The following is a 20,094-nucleotide window of genomic DNA, read 5'->3' on the forward strand; positions in this document are numbered from 1 at the left end:
AAATGATCGGAGCAGGTCATGGATAACAATAAACAGCGTGCCCCCACACAACGTCCCACCAGCAGCATCGAAACCTTCGGCGTGGAACAGATTCCGGATCACGCCCGCAGCGCCACTCCCCGGGATTTGTTCCGACTGATTTTCGGCGGCGCCAATACCTTTGCCACCGCTGTGCTGGGCAGCTTTCCGGTGTTGTTCGGCTTGTCGTTTCAGGCTGGTGTCTGGGCGATTGTCCTCGGCGTATTGATCGGCTCGATCATCCTCGCGCCAATGGGTTTGTTCGGCCCACTCAACGGCACCAACAACGCGGTATCGTCCGGCGCGCATTTCGGTGTGCATGGCCGAATTGTCGGTTCGTTCCTGTCGTTGCTCACCGCAATTGCCTTCTTCTCGCTGTCGGTGTGGAGTTCGGGCGATGCATTGATCGGCGGTGCGAAACGCCTGATCAACCTGCCGGAAACCGACCTGACCCTTGGCCTGGCCTACGGCCTGTTCGCCATATTGGTCCTGACCGTCTGCATTTATGGCTTTCGATTCATGCTGTGGGTCAACAAGATCGCCGTCTGGGCGGCCAGTTTGCTGTTCCTGCTGGGGATCTTCCCGTTTGCCGGAGCGTTCGATTCGGGCTTTGCCGGCACCGTCGCCATGGGTCAGGAAGGTTTCTGGGCTGCTTTCATCGGCTCGGCGCTGGTTGCCATGAGCAATCCAGTGTCGTTCGGCGCATTCCTCGGCGACTGGTCGCGCTACATTCCACGGGATACGCCCAAGCGGCAGATCATGCTGGCCGTGATCGGCGCCCAGACAGCCACGCTGATTCCGTTCCTGTTCGGCTTGGCCACCGCGACCATCGTCGCCATCAAGGCGCCGGACTACATCGCGGCCAACAACTATGTCGGTGGCCTGCTGGCGGTGTCGCCCACCTGGTTTTTCTTGCCGGTTTGCCTGATCGCAGTGATCGGCGGCATGTCCACCGGCACTACATCGCTGTATGGCACCGGGCTGGACATGTCCAGCGTGTTCCCGCGCGTGTTGTCACGGGTCAAGGCGACGCTGCTGATTGGCGTGATGTCCATCGCGTTCATCTTCATCGGCCGTTTCGCCGCCAATCTGGTGCAGAGCGTTTCGACCTTCGCCGTACTGATCATCACCTGCACCACGCCATGGATGGTGATCATGATCATCGGCCTGCTGGTGCGGCGCGGCTTTTATTGCCCGGATGACCTGCAAGTCTTCACCCGTGGCGAGAAAGGCGGTCGTTACTGGTTCAGCCACGGCTGGAACTGGCGCGGGCTGGGTGCCTGGATTCCAAGCGCACTGGTTGGCCTGTGCTTCGTGAACCTGCCGGGGCAGTTCGTCGGCCCGCTGGGCAATCTCGCCCAAGGCATCGACATCAGCCTGCCGGTGACCCTTGGCCTGGCATCGCTGGTGTATCTGGCCCTGCTCAGCCTGTTTCCGGAACCTGCCGCTGTGTATGGCCCCACCGATTCGCGCAGCCAGAAACCCGTTGAAGCTGCGCCGGTAACGGAACAGACGACTGCCTGAAGCCGCCGCTGGTCGTCGCTTATAAAAAAGGATGTCTGCGGACATCCTTTTTTACATCTGGTGCTTTCAATGCCCGAAGTAACGGCGGATTTGAGCTAGCCTTGATGATGCAGTGGCAAGGAATGCTGTACAGCCCACATGTGCACGGATCGATATGGAAACACCCTGTTTTATGGACGTTGGGGCTGATCCTCTAAATGACGGATAACAGGGGCTTTCATGAAGCGCAGCGAAATCCAGCAACACGTCTTCGACGCGATAGGCATCATCCTGGTCGACAAGTCAAAAATTAAGGAAAGTTCGAGTTTCAAGGATTTGGTGCTCGACGAGGACGATGTGAACGATCTTTACAACGAGCTGCAGAGCCACTTCGGGATTGTGTTTAAGCCGGATCACAGAGCGCAGGCCATCAACTCACCGCATGAGCTAACGCTGGCCAGGCTGGTCACGCAGATTTTGAAGCTGATACATGACAAGTCTCAGCGGTCAGGCACAGAGCCCAAGGGCAGAACCAAGGAATAGAAAGGAGGGTGAGGCCGCCACACAGGGCCTGCTCTCAGCGACGGGACGCAGACGCGCCCCGGCAGAAGACGCCGTTTCGACTAGCGACGCGGACGGCGGTGTTTATCGTTCTTGTCGATGCTACGCACCGGAATCGGTTGCAGTTTGGGCCGTTCGATAAGACCCAAGGCAACGCCCAGATCGTGAAGCCATTCTTGCAGTTTGGTATTCATAATGCCCCCTTCAGGGAAATACTCGACGACCGACATCTTCAAGCCGCTTCAACAGAATAGTGCTATTTCACACTTTACGCCTGCTACCGAGTGTCGCGGAAAAACATTTTCCCGATGTGCCCAATGTGACAGCTCTGAGGCTGATCCCACGTATTTAAACGACCAACGGCAGCGCAGGACATGCGCGGACACAGTTCAGGATCGGATCAGCCCGCGCAACTTGCGACGAATCCATTGCTCACCGCTCACCAGCGTAATCCCGAGCAAAACCAGAATCGCCCCGATCACAAAGTTGAAGCTCAGCGGCTCATCCAGCAGGAGCACGCCGAAGGTCACGCCAAACAGCGGCGTCATGAACGAAAACACCGCCAGATTCGACGCCAGGTAACGGCGCAACAGCCAGAACCAGGCGAGATAGCTCGCGCATGAGACCACCAACCCTTGAAACAGCACGCTGCCAATGCCAACCGGGGTCAGCTCGACGTGAGTGATCTGGCCGCTGAGCGCAGCAATCAGCAGCAGCCCGACCAGACACACCATCAATTGATAAAACAGGGTCAGGGTTACCGGCGCTTCGGACAGTCGGGATGCGCGCACCACCACTGTGGTCGCACCCCACGCCATGCCCGCCAGTACGCCAAGGCCATCGCCGATGAGCATGTTGCGGTCCATGCCGCTCAGCGACAGGCCACCGACGAAGGCTGTGGCGATCCCGGCGAAAGCGAGAAAAATGCCCAGCCACTGCAGCGGTCGTAGCCGCTCGCTGGGCAGGCGCCAGTGCAGCCCCAATGCGGTGAAAATCGGCGCGGTATAAAGGAACACCGACATATGCGCAGCACTGGTCAGCGCCAGACCCTGAGCGATAAACAAAAACTCCAGGCCGAACAGCGATCCGGCCAATAGTCCGGCGCGCCAGGTGCTGCTGATTTTCCGGTGTCCGCCTTGCCAAAGCAGCGCGGCGCCGACGATCAGAGCAGCGATGCCGGAACGCCCCGCAGCCTGCATGATCGGCGCGATGTCGGGTGCAGCCCACTTGATCAGCACTTGCTGCAGGCCCCAGATCACGCACAGCACAAGCATGACTTGCAGGGCGAAACCATCGGCGCTCTTGCGCGTCACGCTCATATCAACGAGTCCATTCAGGAAAGGAGAAGCGGCGGATCATCTCACACCTTTTATTCAGGCAGCTGCGCCAGCCCTTCATCGTCGGTCATTGCCCGCTCCAGCAGATCCGCCGGCAGGTTCTTGCTGGCACGCGCGCCGAGCAACTTGAGCTGCTCGCTGCGACTGACCAGATTGCCGCGCCCTTCTGTCAGCTTGTTGCGCGCCGCGCCGTAGGCCTTGTCCAGCTGCTGCAAGCGATTGCCGACTTCATCCAGGTCCTGAATGAACAGCACGAATTTGTCGTAAAGCCAGCCGGCGCGCTCGGCAATTTCACGGGCGTTCTGGCTCTGGCGTTCCTGTTTCCAGAGGCTGTCGATCACCCGCAAGGTCGCCAGCAGCGTCGTCGGGCTGACAATCACGATGTTGCGGTCGAAGGCTTCCTGAAACAGATTGGGTTCGGCTTGCAACGCGGCGGAAAACGCCGCCTCGATCGGCACGAACAACAACACGAAATCCAGGCTGTGCAAGCCTTCCAGGCGTTTATAGTCTTTGCCGGACAAGCCTTTGACGTGGTTGCGCAGTGACAATACATGCTGCTTCAACGCCGCTTGACCGATAACCTCGTCGTCGGCGCTGACGTATTGCTGGTACGCCGTCAGGCTGACTTTGGCATCGACCACCACCTGCTTGTCGCCCGGCAGCATGATCAACACATCCGGCTGAAAGCGCTCGCCGTCCGGGCCTTTGAGGCTGACTTGCGTCTGATACTCGCGGCCCTTTTCCAGACCGGCGTGTTCCAGCACCCGCTCAAGAATCAGCTCGCCCCAATTGCCTTGGGTCTTCTGGCCTTTAAGTGCGCGGGTCAGGTTGGTCGCTTCATCGCTCAGACGTTGATTGAGCTGCTGCAAACGCTCCAGCTCCTTGCTGAGGGAGAATCGCTCCCGGGCCTCCTGCTGGTAGCTTTCCTCAACGCGTTTTTCGAACGACTGAATGCGCTCCTTGAGCGGATTGAGCAATTGCCCGAGCTGCTGCTGACTGGTTTCGGCGAAGCGCTGCTCACGCTCATCGAAAATCTTCCCGGCCAGTTCGGCGAACTGGGCGCGCAGCTCGTCCCGGGAACCCTGAAGGTCATCCAGACGCTGCTGATGGCTTTCCTGCTGCTCACGCAGCTCGGCGGCCAGTGAAGCGCCGCGCGCGTCCAGCTGGCGCAACTCGGCTTCTTTGGCGGAGCGTTCGATGCTCCAGGCCTGCGCCGCGTCATGGGCACTGTCGCGTTCCTGACGCAGCAGTTCGACTTCCCGTCGCAGCGCCGCAAGATCGGCCTGCTTCTGCGCGTTGGCCTGGCTCAAGTCGCTGATTTCATCGCGACTGGCATCCAGTTGGGCGCTGAGTCCGTCCTGAGCCATTTGCGCCGTGCTCAAACGTTCGTCCAGCAATGCGTTTTCAGCCTGCTGGCGAACCAGTTTGCGCTGGAACTGCCAGGCCAAGGCCAGTAACGGTATCGCCGCTGCACCAAGCCCCAATAAAAGGCTGGTCAAGTCCATCGCCATAGAGACTCCTGGTGTCTGTCTCGAGCCACTGACAGTAAAAGCATGCCGAACTCATAATTCCCGGCATTATGCGCAGAACAGCGGTTTGCGCCAGCAGCGACTCAGAAACGGTTCAGTTGGCCGAGCAGTCGCTGCGCGTCGAGTGAACCTTTGGCTGAAGCCAGTTCGAGCCAGTGCCGGGCCTGGCGAGGTTCGCTGATGGGGGCCTGCGTACACAGGCGGCCGTATTCGTATTGCGCATTGCAATCGCCAGCCCGAGCGGCCTGACGCAGCAGTTCGTGACCGATGCGCCGATCACGGGCGTTGCCACAATCATGGCAGAGCATCGTACCCAAGCGGCTCTGCGCCACCACGACCCCTTGGCGCGCCGGCTGCTTGAGCAGGCGACCGGCAAAATGCTTGACGCTCGGTTTGCTGCCCAGACGCGGACTGTCCAGCAGCCACAAAGCAACGCGCAACGAAAACCGTGGAGGTTCGTTTGAAGAAGTTCGAGGCTCTGGAGATGGATCAGGACGCGGTTTCATAAACACTGCGGGGGCAAATCAGGAGGCGCGCAACTCTACACTTTTTCTCGCAGAGGTAAAGTCCCGCACACCAAGATGCCCGAAATAGAGCAAGCGCTTGGGACAATCCACAGAACCTGTGGATAACTCAGTGGACAACCGTACTTTAACTCTCGCAAACGTAGGCAGAATGGGGCCTGCGCTCAAACTGACGATTTTTTCACCAGTTAAAAAAAACGATGTTTTTCATTGACTTAATAATTCACCACGGTAAATCAAGCTCTTAGGAGCGGTTGTGACAGTGATGTGGCAGCATCGTCGCGCAATGTGCACAACTCCATTTCCAACCGCTATGAGACACGGTTCTCGTCATTGCAAATCGGCATTGAGCGCGACTCGTTTTCAATCAGGACGGCGCTTGCGTGGCAGATTTTTTTGCCCACCTTAAATTTATTCTGCATTGCCCCTTTCAATGCAGAAGGTGATCGGTTAGCATTGTCGCCGTTAGTACCAAGCTGAAAGTCAATTCTGGTCGAATAATCCCCCCGACAAGCATCCTTCCGATTCGAAGGTGTTGTTGCCAATAAGGGATCGACCACCTCGATGGTTTCCAGACATGAACCCTACGCGCTGATTACCCACTTACGGGAGCTGTAGCGTAAAAAGTTTCATGGCCTGATAGAACCAGCCTGCAAATTGATCAGGATCTGCACCCAGAGCGGCGAACCTTTGCTCTTGTTGTGTTGCCTGCCCTCCTAAGTACCTACCGGTCAGCCCGAGCGCCATACAATCCAGCGCGCTTCAACTGTCTGCTTTGTTCCAGTCAGGTTCTTCGCCCTGCCCTACCTGAAAATAACAGGTGTCGGCCCGCGTTTACTGGGACGTTTTATTTTTGCACGGCCTTATTCCGTGTTGTTCAGGAACACCATAACCATGACTACTCATACACAGACTCAGGATGCCATCCGCACCCTTACTCACGCTTTCGCACCAATGAACTGCCTGATCATGGCTGCTCGCAAAGGCTGCTTCAGCTTCACCATCGTCAACGAACACGGCATCGCGCGTCACAGCGAACGCCTGTACCCCGATCAATACTCCAGCGCCGAGCCGCTGCAGGCCGTGATCGAGCGTACCCGTCAGGCACTGGTTGCCTGATAGAGACCGAGCACTGAGCGCCGCTCAGCCGGTCAAGAAAGCCCCGCCCCTCGAAAGGCGGGGCTTTTTTTCGTCCGTTTTTCGGCGTTATGAATCAGTCGAAAATCCGAGCTGCCTATCGCCAAGGGATATATAGAGAGCAGTGCTAAACGGGAAATAATTTAAAAACAGGATATTAGACGCAATAGATGACACTACACTTCAACTTGAGCGGCGATGCCGCTTCCGGCGAGCCTGATCCGATTCATCGCTGCCACGCGCCAGGCTCGTTGGCCACTAGCTCCCGAGGGTGTCATGGGAATTGCAGCCGGTGATCTATCTCGACACGTTATTCGGCCGACATTGATGTATCTCGATCGTCATAGTGCTTGCGCCGAATCCTTCCTGCTTGGTGTTGCCGCCAGCCAGTCAGCCTTGGGCGCCGCCCTCGACAGCCGACGTGGCCATGGCCTGTATTGCATCCCTGAACTACGACACCGACAGATCTGGGACAACTACCTGGCCCTCGATCCTGAACTGGCCAGCCGGGTGCGCGGCCTCGCCAGCCAGCATGCGTTCCTCACCGGGCCGCACCTGGAGCTGACCGTCAACCTGCGCTACTCCACCGCCATCGCCTGGTTAATGGTCGAAGCCCATGGGGTTTTTCTGCCCAGCGACGAAAACCCGCTGCTGATGGCTAAAATCTGGCGAGAAATATTTGAGCCCCAGGGACGTTTGAGGGACTTCATCAGTGCGTGGCAAAGTTGTGTCGCACCGCTTTCCTATCCCGTGTGAACAGGCGTGTGGAAAATCACGTTAGCGGGAGATCCCACCACATTATGAGGATTGTCCTACAAGAATCGCTCTAACTCGCGACATTCAGGCTATAGCGCATTGCTAAAAATGTTGGTAATTTCCGCGCGGTGATCAACACGGAGTTCTAATAATGAAAAAAGTAATGCTCAAGACCACACTTAGCCTCGCAGTCAGCCTGGTCTCTTCTCAATTGTTCGCTGCCGGTTTCGCAATCAACGAGCAGAGTATCAGCGGGATGGGGACCGGTTTTGCCGGCCGCTCTTCTTCTGCAGATGATGCCAGTACTGTATTCGGCAACCCCGCCGGGATGTCCCGCCTGAAGAGCGAACAAGTGAGTGTTGGCGCAGCCGCCATCATCGCCAAGACCGATATCAAGCACGGTCGTGGCACTTTCGGCGGCAGTAACGATGGCGATATGGTACCGGTCGTCGGCGTTCCGATGGGCTACTACGTAAAACCTATCGATGATCACTGGGCATTTGGCGTGGGTGTCTATGTTCCTTTCGGTCTGGTTACCGACTATGAAAGCGGCTTCGCGGGCCGTTACTGGGCCGACAAGAGCCACGTTCAGGTAATTACCTTTCAACCGACCGTCAGCTACGCCTTCAACGACAAGGTTTCCATCGGATTCGGCCCGACCATCAACCGCATCGACGGTGAACTGACCTCCTCCACGCTGACTGCCGCTACTCCGGGCCGCAACGATGGCAAGGTCAAGATCAAAGGTGATGACACTGCGCTCGGCTTCAACGTCGGCATCCTGGTTCAGGCCACCGACACCACGCGCCTGGGCCTGACCTACCACTCCAAGGTCGATTACAAACTCGAAGGCAAAACCAAGGTCCAGGGCGCTGGCTTCGGCCCGTTCAGCGGCCAGAAGTACGATGCTTCGCTGGACATCAGCACGCCTGAGTCGGTCGACTTCTCGATCACGCAGCAGCTCGACGAAAACTGGACTGTCTACGCTGGCAGCACCTGGACTCGCTGGAGCCGTCTGGAAGACATCACCGTCAACAACGATGGCGTTCCACGTCAGCTCGGTGGTTCGACTGGCGCCATCGGCACGATTTCCGAAGAGCAGAACTGGCACGACACCTGGGCACATGCCATCGGTGCCTCGTACAAGGTCAACAAAGAATGGACCTTGCGCACCGGTTTCTCGGTGGATCAGGCGCCGACCAACAACACCAACCGTTCGCCACGCATCCCGACCGGCGACCGCAAGGTACTCAGCCTGGGCGCTGGCTGGAGCCCGACCGACAACATGACCATCGACGTGGCGTATTCGTACCTGCACGAAGACAAAGCCAAGATTCGTGATGCCAGCTCGACCAAGGGCGTGTACAGCGCTGACTTCCAGAACAGCGCACACGGCCTGGGTACTTCGGTCACCTATCGCTTCTGATACAGCGAACCCGGCAGGCTGAAAAAGCTACCGTCCGGTTCACAAAAAGCCCCGCAATTGCGGGGCTTTTTGCTGCATGGCAAGCAGATCAAGGCTTGGAGGCAATCGCTTTTTCGACGGCCGCGATCAGCTCCGGATCATCCGGCGTGGTCAGACTGGAGAAGTTGGCGATGACCTTGCCCTGACGATCGATGACGTATTTATAGAAGTTCCAGCGCGGCGCGCTGCTTTGCTCGGCGAGCACCTTGAACAGGTGCGTCGCATCCGGACCTTTGACAATCTGCGGCTCGGTCATGGTGAAGGTCACGCCGTAATTCACGTAGCAGACCTTGGCCGTTTCTTCGCCATCCCTGGATTCCTGCTTGAAGTCGTTGGACGGTACACCGACCACTTCCAGCCCTTGGCCCTTGAAGCGTTGATTGAGCGCCTCCAGGCTTTTGAACTGCGGCGCGAAGCCACAGAAACTGGCGGTATTGACCACCAGCATCGGCTTGCCGGCGAAGCGCTGGCACAAGTCGATATTTTCCTTGGCGCGCAATTTGGGCAGCTCGCCCTGCAACAACGACGGACATTCGGCGGCCAGCGCCGGACCAGCCATGGCAAGCATAAGCGGCGAGAGAGAAAGCCAGCGAAGGGTCATACGGCACCTGAGCGCACGGAAGGCGCGATAGTTATTGTCTGTCGACACGCTACCCTTCGTAGCAATAAATGCCTAGTCGAACGGATAACGTCGGCCGTGCGGATTCTGCCTTTCAGCGTCAGCAAGCACCCATGCCCAACTGCAACGCAGCCAGACCGACGCCTTGCCACGCCCACCAGACCAGCGTCAGCAACAGCGCAATGCCGAAGCCGGCGCCCCAGCTCCAAAGCCTGTTCACAGCGCGCTCCCCTGCATTTGCAATCGCGCCACGGGACGCTCGCGAACCGGCCAGTTAAGCGCAGCCGCCAGCAGGCTGAGCAGGATCGACACCTGCCAGATCAAGTCGTAATTTCCGGTCCGGTCATACACTACGCCACCCAGCCAACCGCCGAGAAAGGCGCCCAACTGGTGGAACAGGAACACAATGCCACCGAGCATCGACAGGTTGCGCACGCCAAACAGCGTGGCGACCGTGCCATTGGTCAGCGGCACCGTCGAGAGCCAGAGCAGGCCCATCGCCACACCGAACAGATACGCCGTGGTCTCGCTCAACGGCACCCACAGGAACAGTGCAATCACCACCGCTCGCAGCAAATACAAACTGGTCAACAGGCGCGGCTTGGACATCCGCCCGCCCAGCCAGCCCGCCGTATAGGTCCCGAAGATATTGAACAGACCGATCAGCGCCAGCACCGTGGTACCAACCTTGGCGGGCAAATGCTGATCCACCAGATAGGCCGGCAGATGCACGCCGATGAACACCACCTGGAAGCCACAGACGAAAAAGCCCAGGGCCAGCAACCAGAAGCCGGAATGCGAACAGGCTTCATGCAGCGCTTCACGCAGGGTCTGCTCGCCACCGACCAAGGCGGTAGGAACGTCCTTGAGCATCATTACCAGCGGCAGGATCAACGCAACCAGCACGCCCAACACCAGCAACGCACTGGACCAGCCCAGCCAGCTGATCAATCCCAGCGTGCCGGGCAACATGGCGAACTGGCCGAACGATCCGGCGGCGCTGGCGATCCCCATGCCCATGCTGCGTTTTTCCGCAGGCAGCGCGCGCCCGACCACACCGAGAATCACTGAAAACGAAGTGCCTGACAGACCAATGCCAATCAACAGGCCGGCGCTCAAAGACAAACTCAAGGGCGAGTCAGCCATGCTCATGGTCATCAAGCCAATGGCATAGAGAACCCCGCCGACGAACACCACTTTGGCGGCGCCGAAACGGTCAGCCAGCGCACCTGCAAACGGCTGCGCCAGGCCCCACATCAGGTTTTGGAAGGCAATGGCAAAGGCAAACACCTCGCGGCCCCAGCCGAAATCGGCGCTCATGGGCGCCAGGAACAAACCGAAGCCATGCCTTGTCCCCAATGACAGCGCAAGAATCAGCGCGCTGCCCAACAGGATCCAACCACTAGTACGCCAAACCGATGTCATGCTTATTCTCCAGGCAGAGCCGGCCAAGTTGGTACGCGGATATACCCGTAACAGGATGTGTGCAAGGGATGATGGTGTCAATGTTGACGACCCGCGCCGTCGCCCAGCGTCACGCCGATGTCGTTGGAGGCTTGCCCGCGAATCAGGCGCGGCGGCGGGCCAGATATACCGCGTTATCGTTCTTCGCGAGCAAGCTCGGCTCCCGCGGGCTTAAACCACCACCGCCAGCAACACCGCCACTTCCAGCAACTCCAGCATCGCACCCGCGGTATCGCCGGTGCTGCCGCCCAGTCGCTGCAGCATCAAATGCCGCAGCCAGAAGAAGCCGACTAAAACGCTAAGCAGCGCCAGCAATCCGGAGACTCCCGCGATCAACACACACACCAATGCGCTGACCAGCAAGACCTGCTGACCGGCTTTGCGCGGCAAGTGATCGGCCAAGGCCTGGCCCAGGCCACCGGCGCGCACATAAGGTGTGCCAAGGAACAAACCCAGCATCGCCGCGCGGCCAATCAACGGCGCGAGCAGCAAACCCAGCGGCTGATGATTTTCGATCAACGCCATGAGCGCGCTGAACTTGAGCAGCAACACCAGCACCAGCGTCACCACCGCAATCGGTCCGCTGCGCGGGTCTTTCATGATGGTCAGCGTGCGCTCGCGATCACCAAAGCCGCCAAGCCAGGCGTCGGCGCTGTCGGCCAGACCGTCCAGATGCAGGCCACCGCTGAGCAACACCCAGGCGGTCAGCAGCAACGCCGCATGAAGCATCAGCGGTGCGCCGTCGAGCAGTGCATTCAACGCCAGCAACAGCACGCCGAACAGCCCACCGACCAGCGGATAGAACAGCAACGAGCGGCCCAGTTCCTGCGGTTGCGGCATGCCGGGCAGGCGAATCGGCAGACTGCTGAGAAATTGCAGGGCTATCCAGAACGGCAACATCTCAACCCTCCGTGAGCAAACCGCCCGCCGCGACCGTAATCGCCAGCAGCGCGCCATGCCCAACCTGAACTTGCAGCAGTTGTTCCCGAGGCAAACCCCGCGCTTGAGCGAGCAACAAACGCATGACCCCGCCGTGACTGATCAGCAGCACGCGTTCGCCGCGATACTTCTCATGCAAGCGCTGCACTGCGGCCAAGACCCGCGTCGAGAACGCAAGCACCGGCTCGCCATTGGGCGGCGTAAAGCTGTAGGGATCAGCCCAGAACAATCCCAGCCCTTCGGCATCGGTTTCCATGAGCTGTGCGGCGCTGCGCCCTTCCCAATCGCCGAAATGCAGTTCCTGCAGCGCCGGTTCCCGGCTCAATGGCAGCGCCAGTTGTTCGGCCAGTTCTTCGGCGAAACGCGCGCAGCGTTGCAAAGGCGAGCTGACGATCCGGTCCCATGGACCGCCTTCGACCACCGCCGCGCGCATCTGCGTCCAGCCGATATCGGTCAAGGCATCATCAAGGCTGCCGCGCATGCCGCCGCCGAGTTCGGTTTCGCCGTGGCGCAGCAGGTCCAGGTGCAAGGTCATGCCGGGCGGTCTGCCACGGCGGCTTCAGCGAAAGTCGCCATGCCGTTGTGCAGTTGACAGGCCAAACGCACCAGTGGCACCGCCAGCGCCGCGCCGCTGCCTTCGCCCAGGCGCAGGCCCAGATCCAGCAGCGGTTCGGCTTGCAGGGTTTCCAGCAGGTGACGATGCCCCGGCTCAGCACCACGATGGCCGAACAGCAGCCATTCGCGGCACGAGGGGTTCAAGCGCACCGCCACCAACGCGGCGACGCTACAGATAAAGCCATCGACCAGCACCGCGATGCCTTCCTGAGCGCAGGCCAGATACGCGCCGACCAGCGCGGCAATTTCAAAACCGCCCAGACTGAACAGGCTTTGCAGCGGATCGCCCGCATGCTCGGCATGCAGCACCAGCGCAGCTTCAATCACTTGGGTTTTATGGGCGATGCCTGCTGCGTTCAGACCGGTACCGGGACCAACCAACAGCTGTGCCGCACATTCCAGCAAAGAGCAAGCCACGGCACTGGCCGACGCCGTGTTGCCGATGCCCATTTCGCCGCCCACGAACAGTTCGCTGCCCACCGCCTTGGCACGCAACACGCTGTCACGTCCTGCCTGTAAAGCCAGTAAACCCTGTTCCTGAGTCATCGCCGGGCCCTTGGCGAAGTTGGCCGTGCCCGCACCGATCCGCAAATGGCGTACACCCGGCAAATCCAGCGGCGCGACGGTGCCCAGATCCACCACATCCAGTTGCGCGGCCAGTTGCTGTGCCAGCACGCTGATAGCGGCGCCGCCGGTGACGAAGTTGTGCAGCATCTGCCCGGTCACTTCCTGGGGATAAGCCGAAACACCTTCGGCCACCACACCGTGATCTCCGGCGAAAATCGCGATCCACAGCACGTCGGCCCTTGGTTTGACCTGCCCCTGCAAACCGGCGAGCTGTACCGCAACCCGCTCAAGCTGGCCGAGGGAGCCAGTGGGCTTGGTCAATTGCTGCTGACGCGCCAGAGCTTCTTCGCGGACCGCCACGTTGGCGGCCTGTGCGGGATTGAGCCACCAGGAATTACTCATAATGCGGATCCTTTCAACGTCAGTGGCAAGCCGGCAACGGTCAACACCACGCGCTGGCAACGTTCGGCCAAGGCTTGATGCAACAGGCCGGCTTCATCGACATAGCGGCGGGTCAACTCACCGAGGGGCACGACGCCCAACCCGGTTTCATTGCTGACAAAAATGATTTCGCCCGGCAGCAGCGCCAGGCAATCGAGCAGCGCCTCGCGCTCCAGCGTCAGGCGCTCGGGGTTTTCCAGCAGTAATAAATTGGTCAGCCACAACGTCAGGCAATCCACCAGCAGGCAACGGTTCGGCGCGGCGTTTTCCCGCAGCACCCGGTTCAGTTCAAGCGGCTCTTCGATCAGCCCCCAGTGTTCCGGACGGCGCTGGCGATGCAACGCGACACGCTGGTTGAGCTCGGCGTCCACCGGTTGGCTGGTGGCGATATAAATGACGTCCAGCCGCGACTCGCTGGCAAGTTTTTCCGCCAGACGACTCTTGCCGGAACGCGCCCCGCCGAGGATCAGTTGCAGCATTTGTGTGCGCCTCTTCTTAGAAAACTCGGAACTACTTGTCTAGCGCGATATGCCCTGTGGGAACGAGCTTGCTCGCGAAGAGGCCAGCCCATCCGGGGCCTTCGCGGAGCGTGAAATAACGCCTTCGCGAGCAAGCTCGCTTCCACAAGCCCTGGATTTCCTGCACCACCCGCAATGTCAGGCACATCCCAAACCACATAACTCGCGCAACAACGCGCCATCCAGATGCTGCTCGACCAGATCCGCCAGCCGCTCGATGTCCCGCTCGCGCAGGGCGTGATAATCCACCTGCTGCACGTTTTCCAGTCCCGCCCAGCGCAACAGCGCACTGCAAGCCTCAGGTGTTTCAAACAGGCCGTGCAGATAAGTACCGAGGATTTGCCCGTCGGCGCTTTGTGCGCCGTCGCAACGATGGTCATCCAGTTGCACCGCTGGATTTTCCAGCGCCGCGCCGGTGGTCACACCCGCATGAATTTCATAGCCGCTGACCTCGACATCTTCCAGCAACAGTCGGCCACGCACATTGCGCAGCTGTTTGTGTTCTTCAAGCACGGTGCTCATGGCCAGCAAACCCAAGCCGGGACTTGAACCGGCCGCGCCTTCCAGCCCCAGCGGGTCGTGGAGTTGCTCGCCGAGCATCTGCAAGCCGCCGCAAATGCCCAGCAGCTTGCCGCCGTAGCGCAAATGCCGGGCAATGGCGCTGTCCCAGCCATTGGCGCGCAGATAAGTCAGGTCGCTGCGCACGCTTTTCGAGCCGGGCAGGATGATCAAGTCGGCTGGTGGAATGGCCTGACCGGGCCCGACGAACTGCAAATTGACTTGCGGATGCAGGCGCAGCGGGTCGAAATCGGTGTGATTGCTGATGCGCGGCAGGATCGGTACCACGACGTTCAGCACCTGTTCGACCTTGTCAGTCTGGCGCTGATCGAGGCCGTCTTCCGCCTCCAGATGCAGGTCCATGACATACGGCAGCACGCCGACCACCGGTTTGCCGGTGCGCGCTTCAAGCCAGTCCAGCCCCGGTTGCAGCAAGGCGATGTCACCGCGAAAACGGTTGATGATGAAGCCTTTGACCCGCGCCTGCTCGCTAGGCGACAACAGGTCCAGCGTGCCGACCAGATGCGCGAACACCCCGCCGCGATTGATATCGGCGATCAGCAGCACCGGGCAATCCACCGCTTCGGCGAAACCCATGTTGGCGATATCGTTGGCGCGCAGGTTGATCTCGGCTGGTGAACCGGCGCCTTCGACGACGATCACCGGATACTGCTCGCTCAGCCGTTGATGGGACTCCAGCACCGCTCGCATCGCGATTTCTTTATAGCCGTGATAGGCCACCGCATTCATGGTGGTAACGGCCCGGCCGTGAATAATCACTTGCGCGCCGGTGTCGCTGTTGGGCTTGAGCAGCACGGGATTCATGTCAGTGTGCGGTTGCAGGCCGCACGCCTGGGCCTGCACCGCCTGGGCGCGGCCGATCTCGCCGCCGTCCGCCGTGACCGCACTGTTGAGGGCCATGTTCTGCGGCTTGAACGGCACAACGCTGACGCCCTGACGCGTCAGCCAGCGGCACAATGCTGTCACCAGAGTGCTTTTGCCGGCGTCCGACGTGGTGCCTTGCACCATCAAGGTGGTCATGAATTTTCCTGATTGAATTCGCCAAGGGCGCTGTCGAGGCGCTGCCAATCCGCTTCATCGCTGGGCAGGCCGAAGCGCAGGCTGCTGTGATGCGGGCCTTCATCGAGAAACAGGCGCAGCAGGATGCCGCGCCGGGCGCAGAACTCATACAACGCTGACGCACGGGGCGTGACCAGCCATTGAAACAACGCGCAGCTGCCGTGTGGCGTTAGGTCGTGTCGCGTCAGCAATTGCACCAGACGCTGACTGGCCTGATCGGTGCGCTGGCGTTGCTGGTAATGGCCTTCGGTGTCTCTCAAGCAAGCCGCGCCGATTTCCCGGGTCGGTCCGCTGACTGCCCAGGGTCCGATATCTTTGGCCAGTAATTTGAGCAGATGCGGTTCAGCCAGCACAAAACCCAACCGCGCCCCGGCCAGACCGAAAAACTTGCCAAACGAGCGCAAGACGATCAACCCGGTGCGCCAGGTTTCAGCGGCAAGGCTCAGGCCCGGTGTGTTGTCCATGAAAGCTTCATCCACCACCAGCCAGCCGCCCCGCTCCGCCAGCCGTGCATGCCACTTGAGCAATTGCTCAGGCGTCAGGTTCAGGCCGGTGGGATTGTTAGGGTTGACCACCACCAGCACCGTGAAGCTGTCGAGAAAATAATCAACTTCATGTTCCAGCACTTCCCGGACCAGGAAGCCGGCGCTGCGCCAGGCCTGGGCATGCTCGGCATAACAGGGCGACAACACGCCGACCTTACCGGCACCGCGCAAACGCGGCAGGGCTTGAATCGCCGCCTGGGAACCCGGCACCGGCAACACTTGGGGAGCGCCGTAATAAGCGCAGGCGGCTTGTTCCAGGCCGTCGTCGGTTTCCGGCAGTCGCGCCCAGGCTTGCGGCGTAATCGGCGCTATCGGCCAGGCCCAGGGCGCAATGCCCGTGGAAAGATCCAGCCACTCACTTTCGGCAATGCCGTAGTCGCGCGCAGCAGCACGCAGTCGCCCACCGTGTTCAAGCATAGAATTCAGCTCCCACACATAAAATCAGCAGCCAAAGCCAGACGCCGCGCTGCACCAGTTGCCAGCCTCGGTCGATGGATTGCGCGTCGGCGGGCACACCTTCGCCCAACTGCGGACGCTGATGCAGCTCGCCGTGATAAATCGCCGCGCCGCCGAGTTCGACACCCAGCGCACCGGCGCCCGCCGCCATCACCGGACCGGCATTGGGGCTGTCCCAGGTCGGACCCTGGGTTCGCCAGCAGCGCAACGCGAGTCGGGTCTTGCCCAATAGCGCGTAGGTCAATGCCACCAGACGCGCAGGAATGTAGTTAAGCAAATCATCGATTTTGGCCGCTGCCCAACCGAAACGCTCGAAGCGCTCGTTGCGATAGCCCCACATTGCATCAAGCGTATTGCTCAATCGATACAACACGACGCCCGGCGCACCGGCGACAGCAAACCAGAACAGCGCGGCAAACACGGCGTCGCTGCCATTTTCCAGCACGGATTCGGTGGCCGCACGGGCCACTTCAGTCGCATCCAGTTCCGAAGTCTGGCGGCTGACCAGATAGCCGACCCGCCGCCGCGCCTCGTCAAGATCGTCGGCGCGCAACGCTTGGGCTACCGGCTCGACGTGCTCGCCAAGGCTGCGCAGGCCAAGTGCGCAATACAGCGCGAGAATTTCCACCAGCCAGCCTATGTATGGCAACCAGCTCAACGCCGTGGCCAGCAACGTCAACGGCACCACGGCCAGAAACCAGGCCGTGACGCCATGGCTGCGCCAGCCGCGTCCGCCGGAATTGAAGCGCCGCTCGATGCGATCGGCAAACCGCCCAAAGGCCACCAGCGGATGCGACCGCTTCGGCTCGCCCAGCAACGCATCCAGCGCCACACCGGCGACGCTCAACAGCGCCACACTCATTGCCTGACTCCCCATTGATTCTCGTAGAGCATTTCGTCGAGCGGACGTTCTTGCGTCCAGCCTTCCATGACCAGCATCGGTGCCGGGTAAAATTCGCTGACCGGCCCCAGGCACAGCACCGCCAGCGGCTTGGCACCGGCCGGCATGTTCAACAGATCAGCCAACGCCTGGGGTTCGAACAACGACACCCAGCCCATGCCCAGCCCTTCGGCCCGGGCCGCCAGCCACAGGTTCTGAATGGCGCAAGACAACGAAGCCAGGTCCATTTCCGGTAACGTGCGGCGGCCAAAGATGTGTTTCTCACGATCATCCATCAGCGCCGCGACCAGCACTTCCGCGCAATCGTCGATGCCCTCGACCTTGAGCTTCATGAAATCGTCGGCACGCTCGCCCATCGCTTCGGCGGTGCGCATCCGTTCCTGCTCGACCTGCGCCTTGATCTGCGAACGCAAGGCCCGGTCGGTAATGCGAATAAAACGCCACGGCTGCATCAAGCCGACACTGGGCGCCTGATGCGCCGCACCGAGCAGCCGCGCCAGCAGTTCCGGCGCGACCGTACCGCCGCTGAAGTGACGCATGTCCCGGCGTTCGGCAATGGCGCGATACACCGCAGCGCGCTCATCGGCGCTGAAGGCTTGGTCATTCATGGCTTGAAAAGCGCCGCAACCGCTTGAGGATTGGATGGGAAATAAAAGTGCACGTAGGACGCCGTCATACGCCCGTCGCGATAGACCGCTTCCGCGCCGCGCCCGCCGTTGGGGCTGATGCCGCGGGCGATGGGCTGCAATTCGGTGCTGGTCAGCGAATGGTGATAGGTATGGCCGCGCAGCTCGCCTTCCGGCAGCGCGACTGTTTGCAGCGCCAATGCGGCGAGACGCTTTTGCATGACCGCTTCACCGGCGAGCAAGCCCACCAGCTCGGCGCGCTGGCCGTCGACATCGGTCAAGGCGTCCAGCAGATACAACATGCCGCCACACTCGGCCAGCAACGGTTTGCCCGCCTGATGATGCTGGCGAATTGCGTTAAGCATCGACGCGTTCTGGCTCAAGGCCAGGTGGTGCAGTTCCGGGTAACCACCGGGCAGATACAGGCTGTCGGCAGGCGGCAGCACTGAATCGCGGATCGGCGAGAAGAACACCAGCTGCGCACCCATGGCGCGCAGCAGATCCAGGCTGGCGCCGTAAGTGAACGCAAAGGCTTCGTCATGGGCGACGGCAATGGTCACGCCTTCCAGCAAAGGTTCGGCCGGGACAAGGTCCGGCGCGGCGAAGGTCACCGCAGGCGGCAGTTCAACTTCGCAAGTGCTGGCCAGCGCTGCGGCGGCGGCATCCAGACGCAGATCCAGATCATTCAGCTCGCTGGCCTGCACCAGTCCCAGATGCCGGCTTGGCAGTTCGATCCCGGTTTCCCGAGACAACGCGCCGTACCAGCGCAGGCCTTCGGTGAGGCTGCCTTCGAGCAATTGCGCATGCCGTACGGTGCCGACCCGGTTGGCCAGAACGCCAGCGAACGGCAGGTCCGGCTGATAGCGCGCCAGACCCAACGCCAGCGCGCCGAAGGTCTGGGCCATGGCCGTGCCATCGATGACGCCCAGCACCGGTACGCCGAAATAACGCGCCAGATCTGCGCTGGAAGGCGTGCCGTCAAACAGGCCCATCACGCCTTCGATCAGGATCAGGTCGGCTTCACCCGCCGCCTGCCACAACAGGCGGCGGCTTTCATCGGCACCGACCATCCACAAATCCAGCTGATAAACAGGCGCACCGCTGGCGCGCTCCAGAATCATCGGGTCGAGAAAATCCGGGCCGCACTTGAACACGCGAACCTTGCGGCCCTGATTGCGATGCAAACGGGCCAGCGCGGCGGTGACGGTGGTTTTGCCCTGGCCGGAAGCCGGTGCGGCGATCAGAACCGCCGGACAATGACGCGGTTCACTCACAACTCGATGCCTTTTTGCGCGCGGATACCGGCCTGGAAGGCATGTTTGACCACGGTGATTTCAGACACGGTATCGGCCATGTCGATCATTTCCGGTTTGGCGCCACGGCCGGTGACGATCACGTGCTGCATCGGCGGGCGGGCTTGCAGGTCGCCAAGCACCCGCTCGATGTCCAGATAACCGTGCTTGAGGGCGATATTCAGTTCGTCGAGGATCACCATACCAATGGCCGGATCACGCAGCATTTCCAGGGAAACTTCCCACGCGGCTTCGGCGGCGGCGATATCACGCTGGCGGTCCTGGGTTTCCCAAGTGTAGCCCTCGCCCATCACGTGATAGCGAACCTGCTCGGGGAAACGCCGGAAGAAGAACTCCTCGCCGGTGCTGTTGCTGCCTTTGATGAACTGCACGACGCCGCACTGCATGCCGTGGCCCATTGCCCGGGCCAACATGCCGAATGCAGAACTGCTTTTGCCTTTGCCGTTACCGGTCAGAACCAGCAACAGCCCGCATTCATTGGGTGCGCTGGCGATACGCTCGTCCATCACGGCTTTTTTGCGCAGCATGCGCGCCAAATGGCGTTCGTCACGTTCGGGGGATTCGTTCATCTCAGCTCTCCGCTTGAGGGCACGCGAAAGCAGACGGCTGGCAATAGAAAATG

General features: G+C 60.4%; 21 protein-coding genes. 5 read left to right on the forward strand and 16 right to left on the reverse strand.

The genetic code is table 11. The features are described from left to right. The first annotated feature begins 18 nt into the window (after positions 1-18). Positions 19-1,542 (forward strand): cytosine permease, encoded by a 1,524-nt coding sequence (locus AABC73_RS21595; RefSeq protein WP_341520879.1) that lies wholly within the window; start codon positions 19-21, stop codon positions 1,540-1,542. Positions 1,543-1,761: 219 nt separating this feature from the next. Continuing rightward, on the forward strand, positions 1,762-2,064 hold the full coding sequence (locus tag AABC73_RS21600; RefSeq protein WP_341520880.1) for a hypothetical protein: 303 nt from the start codon (positions 1,762-1,764) through the stop codon (positions 2,062-2,064). Between the two features lie 80 nt (positions 2,065-2,144). On the opposite strand, the gene AABC73_RS21605 is transcribed toward AABC73_RS21600, so the two are convergent. The 4 genes from AABC73_RS21605 to AABC73_RS21620 all read right to left on the reverse strand — a co-directional run bounded on the left by AABC73_RS21605 (position 2,145) and on the right by AABC73_RS21620 (position 5,454). Beyond that, positions 2,145-2,276 (reverse strand): PA1414 family protein, encoded by a 132-nt coding sequence (locus AABC73_RS21605; protein ID WP_341520881.1) that lies wholly within the window; start codon positions 2,274-2,276, stop codon positions 2,145-2,147. A gap of 195 nt (positions 2,277-2,471) precedes the next feature. Then, positions 2,472-3,401 carry a DMT family transporter gene (locus AABC73_RS21610; protein WP_341520882.1) on the reverse strand — a complete coding sequence of 310 codons (930 nt, stop codon included), beginning with the start codon at positions 3,399-3,401 and terminating at the stop codon, positions 2,472-2,474. A gap of 50 nt (positions 3,402-3,451) precedes the next feature. After that, positions 3,452-4,816 carry a DNA recombination protein RmuC gene (gene rmuC / locus AABC73_RS21615; protein ID WP_341524303.1) on the reverse strand — a complete coding sequence of 455 codons (1,365 nt, stop codon included), beginning with the start codon at positions 4,814-4,816 and terminating at the stop codon, positions 3,452-3,454. Between the two features lie 215 nt (positions 4,817-5,031). After that, a complete protein-coding gene (locus AABC73_RS21620) occupies positions 5,032-5,454 on the reverse strand; it encodes a tetratricopeptide repeat protein (RefSeq protein ID WP_341520883.1) in 423 nt (140 codons plus the stop codon). A 912-nt stretch (positions 5,455-6,366) separates the two neighbouring features. Between AABC73_RS21620 and AABC73_RS21625 the strand changes: the two genes are divergently transcribed. The 3 genes from AABC73_RS21625 to AABC73_RS21635 all read left to right on the forward strand — a co-directional run bounded on the left by AABC73_RS21625 (position 6,367) and on the right by AABC73_RS21635 (position 8,791). Beyond that, positions 6,367-6,591 (forward strand): hypothetical protein, encoded by a 225-nt coding sequence (locus tag AABC73_RS21625; RefSeq protein ID WP_020289155.1) that lies wholly within the window; start codon positions 6,367-6,369, stop codon positions 6,589-6,591. 294 nt (positions 6,592-6,885) lie between these two features. Continuing rightward, positions 6,886-7,365 carry a hypothetical protein gene (locus AABC73_RS21630; protein ID WP_341520884.1) on the forward strand — a complete coding sequence of 160 codons (480 nt, stop codon included), beginning with the start codon at positions 6,886-6,888 and terminating at the stop codon, positions 7,363-7,365. A gap of 151 nt (positions 7,366-7,516) precedes the next feature. After that, positions 7,517-8,791: an outer membrane protein transport protein gene (locus tag AABC73_RS21635; protein ID WP_341520885.1), complete on the forward strand. Its 1,275-nt coding sequence runs from the start codon at positions 7,517-7,519 to the stop codon at positions 8,789-8,791. Positions 8,792-8,879: 88 nt separating this feature from the next. Here the strand turns inward: AABC73_RS21635 and AABC73_RS21640 are convergent, their stop codons facing one another. The 12 genes from AABC73_RS21640 to cobO form a co-directional block, all read right to left on the reverse strand. After that, positions 8,880-9,431, reverse strand: coding sequence for a glutathione peroxidase (locus tag AABC73_RS21640; protein WP_341520886.1), 552 nt, complete (start codon positions 9,429-9,431; stop codon positions 8,880-8,882). A 234-nt stretch (positions 9,432-9,665) separates the two neighbouring features. Next, positions 9,666-10,874, reverse strand: coding sequence for an MFS transporter (locus AABC73_RS21645; RefSeq protein WP_341520887.1), 1,209 nt, complete (start codon positions 10,872-10,874; stop codon positions 9,666-9,668). A gap of 210 nt (positions 10,875-11,084) precedes the next feature. Further along, positions 11,085-11,813 carry an adenosylcobinamide-GDP ribazoletransferase gene (locus AABC73_RS21650; protein ID WP_341520888.1) on the reverse strand — a complete coding sequence of 243 codons (729 nt, stop codon included), beginning with the start codon at positions 11,811-11,813 and terminating at the stop codon, positions 11,085-11,087. Between the two features lies 1 nt (position 11,814). After that, complete coding sequence (gene cobC, locus AABC73_RS21655) at positions 11,815-12,387, reverse strand: alpha-ribazole phosphatase family protein (RefSeq protein ID WP_341520889.1); 573 nt, start codon at positions 12,385-12,387, stop codon at positions 11,815-11,817. After that, positions 12,384-13,436: a nicotinate-nucleotide--dimethylbenzimidazole phosphoribosyltransferase gene (gene cobT, locus AABC73_RS21660; RefSeq protein WP_341520890.1), complete on the reverse strand. Its 1,053-nt coding sequence runs from the start codon at positions 13,434-13,436 to the stop codon at positions 12,384-12,386. Before cobT ends, cobC begins: the two co-directional genes overlap by 4 nt. Then, the gene (gene cobU, locus AABC73_RS21665) at positions 13,433-13,954 is read right to left on the reverse strand and encodes a bifunctional adenosylcobinamide kinase/adenosylcobinamide-phosphate guanylyltransferase (protein ID WP_341520891.1); all 522 of its coding nucleotides are present in this window, start codon (positions 13,952-13,954) and stop codon (positions 13,433-13,435) included. The genes cobT and cobU overlap by 4 nt, the downstream gene beginning before the upstream one ends. Positions 13,955-14,131: 177 nt before the next feature. Continuing rightward, the gene (locus AABC73_RS21670) at positions 14,132-15,592 is read right to left on the reverse strand and encodes a cobyric acid synthase (protein ID WP_341520892.1); all 1,461 of its coding nucleotides are present in this window, start codon (positions 15,590-15,592) and stop codon (positions 14,132-14,134) included. Beyond that, entirely contained in the window at positions 15,589-16,593 is a 1,005-nt protein-coding gene (cobD, locus tag AABC73_RS21675; protein ID WP_341520893.1) for a threonine-phosphate decarboxylase CobD, read from the reverse strand. The genes AABC73_RS21670 and cobD overlap by 4 nt, the downstream gene beginning before the upstream one ends. Next, entirely contained in the window at positions 16,586-17,494 is a 909-nt protein-coding gene (gene cbiB / locus AABC73_RS21680) for an adenosylcobinamide-phosphate synthase CbiB (protein ID WP_341520894.1), read from the reverse strand. The genes cobD and cbiB overlap by 8 nt, the downstream gene beginning before the upstream one ends. Next, positions 17,491-18,141, reverse strand: a complete 651-nt coding sequence (gene bluB, locus AABC73_RS21685) for a 5,6-dimethylbenzimidazole synthase (RefSeq protein ID WP_341520895.1) — start codon at positions 18,139-18,141, stop codon at positions 17,491-17,493. The genes cbiB and bluB overlap by 4 nt, the downstream gene beginning before the upstream one ends. Continuing rightward, the gene (locus AABC73_RS21690; RefSeq protein ID WP_341520896.1) at positions 18,138-19,433 is read right to left on the reverse strand and encodes a cobyrinate a,c-diamide synthase; all 1,296 of its coding nucleotides are present in this window, start codon (positions 19,431-19,433) and stop codon (positions 18,138-18,140) included. Before AABC73_RS21690 ends, bluB begins: the two co-directional genes overlap by 4 nt. After that, positions 19,430-20,041 (reverse strand): cob(I)yrinic acid a,c-diamide adenosyltransferase, encoded by a 612-nt coding sequence (cobO, locus tag AABC73_RS21695; protein WP_331150261.1) that lies wholly within the window; start codon positions 20,039-20,041, stop codon positions 19,430-19,432. The genes AABC73_RS21690 and cobO overlap by 4 nt, the downstream gene beginning before the upstream one ends. Between the last annotated feature and the right edge of the window lie 53 nt (positions 20,042-20,094).

This window comes from Pseudomonas sp. G.S.17, assembly GCF_038096165.1.
Taxonomy (GTDB): Bacteria; Pseudomonadota; Gammaproteobacteria; order Pseudomonadales; family Pseudomonadaceae; genus Aquipseudomonas.